The sequence below is a fragment of the Allobosea sp. Root381 genome (genome assembly GCF_001429395.1).
In the GTDB taxonomy this organism is placed as follows: domain Bacteria; phylum Pseudomonadota; class Alphaproteobacteria; order Rhizobiales; family Beijerinckiaceae; genus Allobosea.
In genome coordinates this window covers 90,659-103,951 of sequence record NZ_LMJT01000013.1, presented here as the reverse complement: position 1 = coordinate 103,951, position 13,293 = coordinate 90,659, and the positions used below count along the sequence as shown (strand labels likewise).

The following is a 13,293-nucleotide window of genomic DNA, read 5'->3' as shown; positions in this document are numbered from 1 at the left end:
CGGCGATCCGCGGCTTGCAGCTACAAAAAAGCGACCGCCGGGGTGCGGCGGTCGCTTCGATGGTGAGGACGGTGCGATCGCTTAGGCGGCGACGGCCTCGATGGTCTTCTTCTCCCACTCCTCGCCCCAGATCATGACGGCATGGCCCGGCGAGACTTCGCGGAACTGGCGGACCGGCGGGACGAAGTCCGGCGCACGCACCGGGCTCTTGATCTCGTCGTTCGAGGGCGGGGTGCGCTCGTGACGCCGCGTCGGGTCGGCGATCGGAACCGCCGCCAGCAGGCGCTTGGTGTAGGGGTGCTGCGGATTGCCGAAGATCGCCTCGCGCGGGCCGATCTCGACGATCTCGCCGAGATACATCACCGCGACCCGGTGGCTGACGCGCTCCACCACCGCCATGTCGTGCGAGATGAAGAGATAGGCCAGGCCCATGCGCGCCTGCAGCTCGAGCATCAGGTTCACCACCTGCGCCTTGACCGAGACGTCGAGCGCCGAGACCGCCTCGTCCGCCACGATCAGCCGGGGCTCGACCGCGAGCGCGCGGGCGATGCAGATGCGCTGGCGCTGGCCGCCCGAGAACTCGTGCGGGAAGCGGTTCGCCATGTCAGGCTGCAGGCCGACGCGGCGCAGCAGCTCGGCGGTCTGGTCGCGCGCCTCCGAGCGGGTCGCGAGCTTGTTGATCAGCAGCGGCTCGGCGATCGCGGCCCCGACATTCATGCGCGGGTTCAGCGAGGCGAAGGGGTCCTGGAAGATCATCTGCATGCGCTTGCGCTGCTCGCGCAGGTCATGCTGGTTGAGCTTCAGCACGTCGGTGCCGTCGAGCAGCACCGAGCCGGAGAGCGGCTCGATCAGGCGCATCACCGAGCGGCCGGTCGTCGACTTGCCGCAGCCGGACTCGCCGACCAGCGCCAGCGTCTCGCCGGCCTGGACGCTGAACGAGACGTTCTCGACCGCATGCACGCGACCCTGCACCGAGCCGAGCAGGCCGGAGCGGATCTCGAAGCGGGTGGTCAGGTTGGAGACCTCGAGCACCGGCCGCTCGGCCGCCTTGACGGTGTCGGGCGTCTCGGTCGGCACGTCGGACTCGCCCGTGGCGCGGTCGACGACCGGGAAGCGCATCGGCCGCTTGCGGCCTTCCATCGAGCCGAGCTTCGGCACGGCCGAGAGCAGCGAGCGGGTATAGGGGTGCTGGGCGCGGGCGAAGATGTCCTCCGTCACGCCGGTCTCCACCGCCTGGCCGTTATACATCACCACCGTGCGGTCGGCGATTTCGGCGACGACGCCCATGTCGTGGGTGATGAAGAGCACCGACATGCCCTCTTCCTCCTGCAGCAGCTTGATCAGCTGCAGGATCTGCGCCTGGATGGTCACGTCGAGCGCGGTCGTCGGCTCGTCGGCGATCAGGAGCTTGGGCTTGCAGGCCAGCGCCATCGCGATCATCACGCGCTGACGCATGCCGCCCGAGAAGCGATGCGGATATTCGTGGAAGCGCGACTTGGCCGCCGGGATGCGGACCTTTTCGAGCAGGCGGATCGTCTCGGCCTCGGCCTCCGAGCGCGACATGTTGCGATGCAGGATCAGCGCCTCGGCGATCTGGAAGCCGATGGTCAGCACCGGGTTCAGCGAGGTCATCGGCTCCTGGAAAATCATCGCGACGTCGTTGCCGCGGATCTTGCGCATCTGCGGCTCGGGCAGCGTCAGCAGCTCCTGGCCGGCGAGCTTGATCGAGCCCTCGATCTTGCTCGAGCCCGGAGGCGTCAGCCGCATGATCGACAGTGCCGTCACGCTCTTGCCCGAACCGGATTCGCCGACGACCGCCACCGTCTCCTTCGGCTTGATGTCGAAGGACACGTCGCGGACGACCTGCCGCCACGCACCCTCGACGCGAAACGACGTGCTCAGGTTGCTGACGGAGAGGATGGGNTCCTTCGGCTTGATGTCGAAGGACACGTCGCGGACGACCTGCCGCCACGCACCCTCGACGCGAAACGACGTGCTCAGGTTGCTGACGGAGAGGATGGGTGTGGTCATGCGATTGCCTTCCGAAGTTGGGTCAGATGACGCGGCGCGGGTCGAGCGCATCGCGCAGGCCGTCACCGATGAAATTGATCGAGAGCACCGTAAGGAAGATCGCCGCGCCGGGGAAGAGCGCCCAATGCGGTGCCGAGTCGAGGTGGTCCTTCGCGTCGAACAGGAGCCGCCCCCAGGTCGGGATGTCCGGCGGGAAGCCGAGGCCGAGGAAGGACAGCGTCGATTCGGCGATGATCGCCGATGAGACCTCAATCGTCGAGGCGACGATGACCGGGCCGAGCGCGTTCGGCAGGATGTGATGGACCATCTGCCGGAACTTGGTGGCGCCCTGGGCCCGGGCCGCCTCGACGAACTCCTTCTCGCGCAGCGAGAAGAACTGCGCCCGCACCAGCCGGGCCACCGGCATCCAGCGCAGGCCGCCGATGACGACGACGATCAGCACAAAGACGCCGCCCTCGACGCCGAACACCGCCTTGAGCTGCTCGCGGAAGAAGTAGATCACCAGCAGCAGCAGCGGCAGCTGCGGCAGCGACAGGAACAGGTCCGTCACCCACATCAGGACGGGGTCGGCGTATTTGCGCGACATGCCGGCGAACGCGCCGATGAGAACGCCGACGATCGTCGCCACCACCATCGCCGCCAGCCCGACGGCGAGCGAGATCCGGCCGCCGTACATCATCCGGGCCAGGATGTCCTGGCCGAGGTCGTCGGTGCCGAAGGGGTGCCTCAGGGAGGGGCTCTGGAGCTGCGCCGAGAAGTCGATCTCGTTGATCGGCACGGCCCAGATCCAGGGGCCGACGACGACGCCGAGGATCAGGAGCGAGAGCACCACGGCGCTCGTCATGGCCAGCTTGTGGCGGCGGAAGCGCTTCCAGGTCTCGCGTCCGGGCGAGACCGCGGCGCTGGTCTGAACGATGCCAGCCACGGGATCAGCCGAAGGAGATGCGAGGGTCGAGCCAGCCATAAAGCAAATCCGCGATGAGATTGAAAAGGACGACGAGGCAGGCGAAGACGAAGGTCACGGCCATGATGACCGGAGTATCGTTGGCGAGGATCGCGTCGATGAGGAGGGAGCCGATTCCGGGAATCCGGAAGATCTGCTCGGTGACGATGGCGCCGCCGAACACCGCCGGCATCTGCAGCGCGATCAGCGTGACGACCGGTATCAGGGCGTTGCGCGTGATGTGGCGCAGCGTCACGGTCTTCTCGTTGAGACCCTTGGCCCGGGCGGTCGTGACGTAGTCGAGGCGGATGACGTCGAGCACGGCCGAACGCACATAGCGCGTATAGGAGGCCGCCTGGAACAGGCCGAGCACGGTGATCGGCATGATCGCCTGGCGGAACATCTCCCAGTACCAGCGCCAGCCCGTCGCCGCGAGGTCGGAGCGATAGACGAAGGGGAACCAGTCGAGCGTGACCGAGAAGATCAGGATCAGCAGCAGGCCGGTGAAGAAGGTCGGCAGCGAGAAGCCGACGAAGGCGAGCGTGTTGGCGACCTGGTCAAAGATCGAATAGGGCCGCGTCGCCGCGAAAATGCCCACCGGCAGCGCGATGCACAGCGCCAGAATCTGCGACGAGCCCACAATGAAGAGGGTGGTCGGCACCCGCTGCAGGATCAGGTCGTCGACATCGATGCGGCTGGCGAAGGAGAAGCCCCAGTCGCCCTGCACCATCGCGGCCAGCCAGCGCAGATAGCGCACCATGATCGGGTCGTTGAGGCCGAAGCTGGCGCGCAGCGCCTCGCGGACCTCGGGCGGAACGTTGGGATTGGTCGCCATTTCGGAGAACGGGTCGCCGGGCGCCATCGCGAGCACGGTGAACAGGATCAGGCTGATGCCGAGCAAGCTCGGGATAGCGATCAACAGTCGCCGCAGCAGGTAGCTGGCCATGAACAATTTCTCTTTGAGCGCACGGCCGTCGGCCGTGGGGTACGGGAGCACGCCGCTTTTGGCCAAGGCCGCAGCGTCGAAGGCGACTTGCCAGCGGACCGCAATAAAATCAAGAACGGCTCCGCGCGGCCGGGAGGCCGCGCGGAGCCGTTTAGGCTAGCTCAGCTGCGATACCAGGCCGCGATGTTCCAGGTATCGACGTCCCAGCCCGAGTGATCATGCGACAAATTGGTCACCGACGCGGCGACGCGGGTGCGCGACAGGATCGGCAGGWTGACCTTGATCAGCAGCGCGGCGCGCTTGGCCGGATCGAGCTCCTTCTGGGCGGCCCTGTAGGCTTCGTCGGCAGCCGGGTCCGAGTAGCGCGAGACGTTGCGTCCGAGCCACTTGTTCTCCTTCGTGGCGATTTCCCAGGAGACGAACTGGTTGAGGAAACGCTCCGGATCAGGCTGCGGCTGCGTCGTCGTGTACATCTCGATGTCGGTGTAGAGCTTGGTGTAGGTGTCGGGGTTCGCGACGTCCGACGAGAAGAACACCGAGGCCGTGACCGACTTCAGTTCCAGGTCGATACCCGCGCGCTGGGCGGCCTGCTTGATGATGGCCTGGGTCTTCTGGCGCGGCGCGTTGATCGAGGTCTGGTAGACGTATTTGAGCTTCTTGCCGTCCTTCTCACGAATGCCGTCCGAGCCCTTTTTCCAGCCGGCGTCGTCGAGGATCTTGTTGGCCTTGTCGATGTTGAACTCATATTTGAGCTTGGACGACTTGAACTGCTTCGGCTCGTTGACGAAGCTCGCCGTCGCGGTGCCGCCGCGGCCATAGATGAACTTCTGGATCGAGTCGCGGTCGATCAGCAGGTTGAATGCCTCTCGGACCTTCGGATCCGACAGCGTCGGGTGCTTGGTCTTGACGCTCGAACGCTCGCCATCGACCTCGGTCCACGGATCGGTCGTGTTCAGGATGATGAACTCGATGTCGCCCGATGCCACCGCCGAGATCTTGCCGCGGCCGCCGGTTTCCATGCGCTTGAGGACTTCGTCCTCGACTTGCAGGTTCCAGGCATAGTCGTATTCGCCGGTCTGCAGCACGGCGCGCGCCGCCGAGACCGCGTCACCGCCGCCCTTGACCTCGAGCGTGTCGAACTGCGGCTGGTTGGCGATGTGGTAGGTCTCGTTGCGGGTGCCGGTGAGGATGTCGCCCGGCTTGAAGTCGGCGAACTTGTAGGGGCCGGTGCCGACGGGCTTCAGGTTGGCCGGAGCCTCGCGCGACTTGGCGCCCTTGTACTCGCCGAAATGGTGCTTCGGCAGGATCATGCCGGCGACGCCGACGAAGGGGTCGGCCCAGAACGGCGTCGGCTGGGCGAAGATCACCTTAACCGTCAGGTCGTCGACCTTCTCGACCTTGATGTCCTTGTAGGCGCCCGTGGTGTAGGCGGCGGTCGCCGGATCGGCAGCGTATTCCCAGGTGAAGACGACGTCGTCGGCGGTGAACGGCTTGCCGTCATGCCATTTGACGCCCGGCTTCAGCTTCCAGGTGACGGTCGTGCCGTCGGCCGACAGGCCGCCATTGGCCTTGCTCGGCGCCTCGGCGGCAAGCTGCGGGATCAGGTTGCCTTCCTTGTCCCAGCCGGCGAGCGGCTCGTAGAAGATGCGCGAGGCGATCTGGTCCTTGGTGCCCGAGGCGAAATGCGGGTTCAGCAGCGTCGGAGCCTGCCAGAGCAGCATCTTCAGCGGCCCGCCGCCGCCGGCCTTGGTCGGCTTGTACTGCAGCGTGGCGTTCGCCATCGCGACATCGTTCCACGCGAGGATCTGGCTCGCGATCGGCGCGGCGATGCCGACTGCAGCCATTCTCTTGATGAAGGACCGCCGCGACAGCGCGCCTTCCTTCACATCCGCGACGAGACCGCGGATTTCCTGCTCGTTCATAAATGCCTCCACTTTGATCAATAGCCGTTGCCGGCGCTTGTGCGCCGTTCTTCTGGTTGGTGCTCCAGCAAGGCATGTGCCAACGAAGGCGTCAACTGTGCAGCGCAGGGCAACTCCGCGTGAACCGCAGGGGTGGCCGCCTCCAATCCGTCGTATTTGCAGAATCTGCCGACCAGGAACCGCGAATCACAATTTCGTGCCGACTAGGCCGCGAAGACGACAGTTTTCTTTCCGTTCAGAACGACGCGATCCTCGAGATGATTGAGCACGGCCCGGGCCAGGACGCGCCGTTCGATGTCGCGACCCCTGCGAACGAGGTCGTCGGGCGTGTCGCGATGCGAGATCCGCTCGACGTCCTGCTCGATAATCGGGCCCTCGTCCAGGTCGGAGGTGACGTAGTGGGCCGTCGCGCCGATCAGCTTCACGCCGCGCTCATGCGCCTGATGATAGGGTTTGGCGCCCTTGAAACCGGGCAGGAAGGAGTGATGAATATTGATGCAGCGGCCGAGCAGCTTGGCGGAGAGCCCGTCCGACAGGATCTGCATGTAGCGCGCCAGCACGACGAGGTCGGTCTTCGTCTCTTGAACCAGCCGCCAGATCTCCGCCTCCTGCTCCATCTTGGTCTGTCGCGTCACCGGCAGGTGGTGAAAGGGCAGGTCGCCGAGGTCGGTCGAGGCGATATGCTCGCGGCCATGATTGGAGACGATGCCCGCCACCTCCATCGGCAGTTCGCCGATGCGCCAGCGATAGAGCAGGTCGCTGAGGCAGTGATCGAACTTGGAGACCAGCAGCAAGGCGCGCTTCTTTGCCGCATTCTCGCGCAGGGTGAAGCTCATTTCGAAGCGCTGCGCGAGATCGCCGACGGCCGCGGCGATGGCCACGTGCGGGCGCGCTGCGTCGAGCCGTGCGAAGACGACCCGCATGAAGAAGCGGCCGGTCTCGACGTCGTCGAACTGCTGGGCGTCGAGGATGTTGCAGCCAGCCTCGAACAGAAGCGTCGAGACGGCCGCGACGATGCCCGGTCGGTCGGGGCAGGACAGGGTGAGGATGGCGGTGCTGTCGGACATGATCCATGCCGCGGCGTGGCGGCCCTTTGCGTCGAAGGATGGTTTCGCGCGTGGTAGGCGGGCGCGACGCCGGGCTCAAGCGCGGCGTGCGGCGCTGGCCGGGCAGCGCTGCCGCAAGGCCGTTCGGGCGCCTTGACTCGCCTGCGCGAAGAATGGAATGGATATTCCAAGTCTGATAAAAATCAACAAATCATGCCGTCTCGGCTTGGGGAGAGGGACGTCCGTTGTCGGAAGCTGCGTCGATCGGCCGGAATCTCGCCGGCAAGGTGGCCGTCGTCACCGGTGCGAGCCAGGGACTCGGCGAAGCCGTGGCGCGCGAATTTGCCGCAGCCGGCGCCGCCGGCCTGCCCCTGACGGGGCGCAACCGCGAGCGCGGCGAAGCCGTGGCTGCGAGCCTGCGCAGCGATGGCTGCGATGCGCGCTTCCACAGCGTCGATCTCGCCGACCTCGCCGCGGTGCGGACGATCGTGCCGGCGGCGGAGGCCGCCTTCGGGCGCCTCGATAGTCTCGTCAACGCCGCCGGAGACACTGACCGCGGCACGATCCTCGACACTTCGCCCGAGCTCTATGAGCGCATCATGGCGATCAATCTGCGCGCACCCTTCTTCCTGATCCAGGATGCTGCCGAACTGATGCGCCGCCTCGGCATCGCCGGCACCATCGTCAACATCCAGTCGATGTCGGCCCATGGCGGCCAGCCCTTCCTCTCCGCCTACAGCGTCTCCAAGGGCGCACTGGCGACGCTGACGAAGAACGCGGCCTTCGGGCTTCTGGCACACAAAATCCGCGTCAACGGCCTGAATATCGGCTGGATGGCGACGCCGGGCGAGGATGCGATCATGCGCCGCCGCCATGGCGCGCAGGATGGCTGGCTCGCGGAGGCTGCGGCCGGCCAGCCTTTCGGCCGCCTGCTCGACCCGCGCGAGGTCGGCCGCGCCGTTGCCTATCTGGCGTCGGACGAATCCGGCCTGATGACGGGTTCCAACATTGATTTCGACCAGACGATTCTGGGCGCGCATGACTAGAGTGCCGTCATTGCGGCGGTGAAGTGAGGACGGACTTAAGATGATGCGGGTTGGATTGCTGGGAGCGGGCCGGATCGGCCGCATCCATGGGCTGAACGTGGTGGCGCGGGCCGACGCCGAGCTCGTTGCCGTCGCCGATGCGATGGCGGATGCCGCCGCCTCGCTTGCTGCCGCCAGCGGCGCCAAGGCCGCGAGCGCCGAGGCGATCCTGTCGGATTCCACCATCGACGCCGTGCTGATCTGCACGCCGACCGATACTCATGCCGACCTGATCGAGCAGGCGGTCTCGGCCGGCAAGGCCGTGTTCTGCGAGAAGCCGGTCGATCTCGACGCTGCGCGGATTCGCTGCTGCCTCGCCACTGTGGAAAACTCCGGTCGGCCGCTGATGATCGGCTTCAACCGGCGCTTCGACCCGAATTTCGCGGCGCTCGAAAGCCGGCTGCGCGCGGGCGAGGCCGGCGCGATCGAGATCGTCAGCGTGATCTCGCGCGACCCTTCGCCGCCGCCGGTCGACTATGTGAAGCGCTCGGGCGGGCTCTTCCGCGACATGATGATCCACGACTTCGACATGGCCCGATTCCTCCTCGCCGAGGAACCGGTCGAGGTCTTCGCGCTCGGCTCCGCGCTGGTCGATCCGGCGATCGGGCAGGCCGGCGACGTCGATACCGCCGCCGTGCTGATGAAGACGGCTTCCGGCAAGATCGCCCAGATCTCGAACTCGCGCCGCGCAACCTACGGCTACGACCAGCGCATCGAGGTGCATGGCTCGAAGGGCATGCTGCGCGCCGGCAACGTCCACGAGACGACGGTCGAGAGCGCCACCGCCTCCGGCTTCCGCGCCGATCCGGTGCAGAACTTCTTCCTTGAGCGCTACGCGGCTGCCTATCGCGCCGAGCTCGACGCCTTCTTCGCCGCCTGCAAGGGCGGCAAGGCGCCGACGCCGTCCGGGCTCGACGGGCTGAAGGCGCAGATCCTCGCCGATGCCGCGGCGGAATCGGCGCGGACCGGCAAGCCGGTCGCTGTCTCGCTGGCGGAGGGCTAAGCGTGACGCCAGCGGAACTTGAACTGCGCTATTATGCCGTGCTCGGCCTCGTCGGGGAGGCGAGCCGCATGGCGCTCGACTATTTCAATAGGAATGACAGCCTGGGCGTGACCATGAAGGGCGCGCAGGACTGGCTCACCATCGCCGATGGCGCGGTCGAGAGCTTCCTGCGTGAGCGTCTCTCGACGCTCTTCCCCACTGATGCGGTGATCGGCGAGGAGGGCGGCGGCGAGGCCTCCGATGCGGTCTGGATCATCGATCCGATCGACGGGACCGCGAATTTCGCGCGCAACGACCGCAACTGGTGCATCTCGATCGGCTTTCTGCTGAACGGCAGGCCCGAGATCGGCGTCATCGCGGCGCCTGCGCTGGAGGAGCTCTACTGCGCGCGGCGCGGGCAGGGCGCCACCATGAACGGCCAGACGATCGCGGTTTCCGGCGGCGGCGAGATCGGCCGCGCCTGTATTGAACTCGGCTGGTCGACCCGCATTCCGGTGCAGAACTATCTCGCGATGGTCGAACGCGGTTATACGGCCGGCGCGGCGGTCAGGCGCGCGGGCTCGGGCGCGCTCGGCATCTGCCACGTCGCCAACGGCCGCACCGACGCCTATGCCGAGCTCCACATCAATGCCTGGGACGTCGCGGCGGGGCTGCTGATCGCCAGCGAAGCGGGCGCGGCGGTGAATGATTTCTTCGCCGGGGACGGCATTTCGACGGGTAACCCGGTGCTCTGCTGCACGCCGGCGCTCGCTGCCGAGCTCGAAGCCATCACCGGCATCGTTAGCCAGCGCGATATCCGTTGATCTTTGGGGGAAAGTCGTCTCAGCTTCATAACAATCACAGAAGAACCGAAGGTTCTCATCAGGGAGGTCATCATGCAGATCAGTTCCGGGCTCAAGGCAGGGCTCTTCGCCCTCGCCGCGACCGCCGCCAGCGCTTTCTCGACCGGTTCCGCCAGCGCCCAGGGTTCGCTGGTGATGTATTGCGGCGTCCAGGAGGAATGGTGCCGCGCCATGTCCAACGCCTTCGAGAAGGAGACCGGTATCAAGGTCGCGATGACCCGCAAGTCGGCCGGCGAGATCTACGCCCAGCTCAAGGCGGAATCCTCCAACCCGCGCGGCGACATCTGGTGGGGCGGCACCGGCGATCCGCATCTCCAGGCGGCGGAGGAGGGGCTGACGCAGGAATATGAATCGCCGAAGAACGCCGAGCTCAACAGCTGGGCCATCGACCAGTGGAAGGCCGCCAAGCAGCGCTCGATCGGCATCTATGCCGGCGCGCTCGGCTTCGGCTTCAACACCGAGCAGATCAAGTCGAAGGGTATCCCCGAGCCGAAATGCTGGGCCGACCTGCTCAACCCCAAGCTGAAGGACGACGTGCAGGTCGCCGATCCGAACTCGTCCGGCACCGCCTACAACCTGCTCGCGACCGTCGTGCAGCTCATGGGCGAGGAGAAGGGTTTCGACTATCTCAAGGCGCTGCACAAGAACGTCAGCCAGTACACCAAGTCGGGCGCCGCGCCCGCCAAGGCGGCGAGCCTCGGCGAGACCGCCGTCGGCATCGTCTTCATCCATGACGCGGTGGTCTTCGCCGTGCAGGGCGATCCGATCAAGCCGGTCGCGCCCTGCGAGGGCACGGGCTACGAGATCGGCTCGATGTCGATCGTCAAGGGCGCGCGCAATCTCGACAACGCCAAGAAGTTCTACGACTGGGCCCTGACGCCCGCGGCCCAGGCGCTGGCGGCGCCGGCCAAGTCCTATCAGGTGCCGTCGAACAAGGCGGCGCCTGTGCCGGCGCAGTCACCCAAAATGGATCAGATGAAGCTGATCAACTACGACTTCGTGAAATACGGCTCCTCCGCCGAGCGCACCCGCCTGCTCGCCAAGTGGGACAAGGAAGTGAAGGCGCTGCCGAAATAGGGCGCAATGGTCCGCCGCAGTATTTCTGCTGAACCTCGCCGTCATCCCCGGCTTGCCCGGGATGACGGCGAGGGAGCGGAACGATCAGCAGGCCACGAAGAGCCGGTGAACCGGCCGGCAAGTGAATTGAGGGGACAGGGCAAGGATGCGCTCCGCGACAAGGCTGGTGCTGCTGCTCGGCTGGCTCGGTTATGCCGTGCTGCCCTGGTATTTCGTCGAGGGCATGGCCCTGACGCGGCTGGGCTGGCTCGAAGGCTATCCGCTCGGCAAGGCCGGCAGCGCGCTGGCGCTCGCTTTGTCCGGCCAGGCACCCTGGCTGCTGCCGGTCGGCGTCGCGCTGACGGCGGCGACGGCCTATCTCGGCAGCCGCGACGCCGCTCGCGTCGCGACGGTGCTGATCTGGTCGGGAGCGCTCGGCCTGCTTCTGCTCTTCGCCCAGGGCTTCGCCATCGCGCTCGAGGGCCAGGGCATTCCCTGGCTGGCGGCGCTGCTCGGCGGCAGCGGCGGCGTGCAGCGCGGCATGGGCGGCGGCGCTTTCCTGACGATTTTCGCGCTGCTGCTGTTGCTCTGCCATGGCCTCGCCTATCGCGGCATCTGCCGGGGCGACCTGTTCACGACCTCCTCTATCGGCATCGTCATCCTGCTGATCGGGCTTTTCATCTTCTACCCCGTCGCGACCATCCTGAAGAGCGCGCTGGTCGACCAGGACGGCGCTTTCGCGCCCGCGGCCTTCATCGCTCGCTTCTTCGATTCCTCGATTTGGGGGCTGGGCTGCCTCACCGCCAACGTCAATTGCGGCGTCGCCTGGAACACGCTGGTGCTGGCCGTGCTCTGCGGCGTCATCACCACTCTGCTCGGGCTTGCCTGCGCGCTCCTGATCCTGCGCACCGGCATGCCCGGCAAGAAGGTGATGCGGGCGCTGACGATCCTGCCGATCATCACCCCGCCCTTCGTCATCGGGCTGGCGCTGATCCTGCTCTTCGGCCGCGCCGGCGTGGTCTCGACCTTCCTCTATGAATGGTTCGACGTGCCGCGCTCGCGCTGGCTCTATGGCCTTCCCGGCGTGCTGCTGGCACAGGTGCTCGCCTTCGCGCCGATCGCCTTCCTCGTGCTGATCGGTGTCGTGCAGGGCATCTCGCCGGCGCTGGAGGAGGCCTCGCAGACGCTCGGCGCCAAGCGCTGGCAGACTTTCCGCACCGTGACCTGGCCGCTGCTCAAGCCCGGCATCGCCAATGCCTTCCTGCTCGGCTTCGTCGAGAGCATGGCCGATTTCGGCAACCCGCTGGTTCTCGGCGGCAATTTCGAAGTGCTTTCGACAAAAATCTTCTTCGCCGTGGTCGGGGCGGCCTATAACCAGGGGCAGGCGGCGGTGCTCGCCATCATCCTGCTCGCCTTTACGCTCGGCGCCTTCTGGGTGCAGCAGCGCTGGCTCGGCGGCAAGTCCTACACGACCGTGACCGGCAAGGGCGATTCCGGCCTGCCGACGCCGCTGCCGCGCCGCATCACCTGGCTCGCGGCCGCCGCGATCGTGCCCTGGGTCGCGCTGACCTTCGTGATCTACCTCGTCATCCTGGTCGGTGGCTTCGTCAAGTCGATGGGCCGCAACCATACGCCGACGCTGGAGCACTACCTCACCGGCTTCGCGATCGATTTCAGCAACGGCATCTATTTCCAGGGCTCGGCCTGGAACTCCTTCTTCACCACGGTGAAGGTCGCGGCGATCTCGGCGCCGCTGACGGCGATCATCGGCCTGCTGACCGCCTATCTGCTGACGCGCCAGAAATTCGCCGGCCGCGGCACGCTCGAATTCGCGACGATGCTCTCCTTCGCCATTCCCGGCACGGTGCTCGGCGTCGCCTATATCCTCGCCTTCAACGTGCCGCCGATCGAGATCACCGGCACCGGCCTGATCCTCGTCGTCGCCTTCGTCTTCCGCAACATGCCGGTCGGCGTGCGCTCCGGCATCGCCGGCCTCTCGCAGATCGACAAGAGCCTGGATGAGGCCTCGACCACGCTGCGCGCCCGCAGCTTCACCACGCTCTGGCGTGTCGTGCTGCCGCTGCTGCGGCCGGCGCTGGTCTCGGCGCTGGTCTATTCCTTCGTGCGCTCGATGACGGCGGTCAGCGCGGTGATCTTCCTGGTCTCGGCCGAGTACAACCTCGCGACCGCCTATATCGTCGGCCGCGTCGAGGCCGGCGAGTTCGGCCTCGCCATCGCCTATTCCTCGGTGCTGATCGTCTTCATGGCGCTCGGCATCGGCCTGATCCAGCTCGGTGTGGGCGAGCGCAGGCTCGGCCGGCGCAAGGTGGTCGCGCTCTCCAGTTCCGTTTCCGACCCGATCAGCCAGGGAGCAGCGAGTTGACCAAGGCCGGCCCCGCATCCGTCGAATTCCGCAACG

The 13,293-nt window shown here is 66.4% G+C and carries 9 protein-coding genes and 1 pseudogene; 5 read left to right on the top strand and 5 right to left on the bottom strand.

Annotated features, from left to right (window positions below):
- Positions 1-81: 81 nt before the first annotated feature.
- The 5 genes and pseudogenes from ASE63_RS13825 to purU form a co-directional block, all read right to left on the bottom strand.
- Positions 82-1,923 (bottom strand): annotated as a pseudogene (locus tag ASE63_RS13825) (ABC transporter ATP-binding protein); the annotation flags it as partial.
- Positions 1,924-2,053: 130 nt separating this feature from the next.
- Positions 2,054-2,995 carry an ABC transporter permease gene (locus tag ASE63_RS13820; protein ID WP_056801960.1) on the bottom strand — a complete coding sequence of 314 codons (942 nt, stop codon included), beginning with the start codon at positions 2,993-2,995 and terminating at the stop codon, positions 2,054-2,056.
- On the bottom strand, positions 2,961-3,920 hold the full coding sequence (locus tag ASE63_RS13815) for an ABC transporter permease (protein WP_056801982.1): 960 nt from the start codon (positions 3,918-3,920) through the stop codon (positions 2,961-2,963). The genes ASE63_RS13820 and ASE63_RS13815 overlap by 35 nt, the downstream gene beginning before the upstream one ends.
- A gap of 161 nt (positions 3,921-4,081) precedes the next feature.
- The gene (locus tag ASE63_RS13810) at positions 4,082-5,842 is read right to left on the bottom strand and encodes a peptide ABC transporter substrate-binding protein (RefSeq protein ID WP_056801958.1); all 1,761 of its coding nucleotides are present in this window, start codon (positions 5,840-5,842) and stop codon (positions 4,082-4,084) included.
- Between the two features lie 203 nt (positions 5,843-6,045).
- On the bottom strand, positions 6,046-6,909 hold the full coding sequence (gene purU / locus ASE63_RS13805) for a formyltetrahydrofolate deformylase (protein WP_056801956.1): 864 nt from the start codon (positions 6,907-6,909) through the stop codon (positions 6,046-6,048).
- A 242-nt stretch (positions 6,910-7,151) separates the two neighbouring features.
- On the opposite strand from purU, the gene ASE63_RS13800 reads away from it, so the two are divergent.
- The 5 genes from ASE63_RS13800 to ASE63_RS13780 all read left to right on the top strand — a co-directional run bounded on the left by ASE63_RS13800 (position 7,152) and on the right by ASE63_RS13780 (position 13,257).
- On the top strand, positions 7,152-7,934 hold the full coding sequence (locus ASE63_RS13800; RefSeq protein ID WP_056801980.1) for an SDR family oxidoreductase: 783 nt from the start codon (positions 7,152-7,154) through the stop codon (positions 7,932-7,934).
- A 40-nt stretch (positions 7,935-7,974) separates the two neighbouring features.
- Entirely contained in the window at positions 7,975-8,976 is a 1,002-nt protein-coding gene (gene iolG, locus ASE63_RS13795) for an inositol 2-dehydrogenase (RefSeq protein ID WP_056801954.1), read from the top strand.
- A 2-nt stretch (positions 8,977-8,978) separates the two neighbouring features.
- Positions 8,979-9,779: an inositol monophosphatase family protein gene (locus ASE63_RS13790; RefSeq protein WP_056801952.1), complete on the top strand. Its 801-nt coding sequence runs from the start codon at positions 8,979-8,981 to the stop codon at positions 9,777-9,779.
- A gap of 174 nt (positions 9,780-9,953) precedes the next feature.
- Entirely contained in the window at positions 9,954-10,895 is a 942-nt protein-coding gene (locus ASE63_RS13785) for an ABC transporter substrate-binding protein (protein ID WP_244491405.1), read from the top strand.
- Between the two features lie 145 nt (positions 10,896-11,040).
- Complete coding sequence (locus ASE63_RS13780; RefSeq protein ID WP_056801947.1) at positions 11,041-13,257, top strand: iron ABC transporter permease; 2,217 nt, start codon at positions 11,041-11,043, stop codon at positions 13,255-13,257.
- The last annotated feature ends 36 nt before the right edge of the window (positions 13,258-13,293 follow it).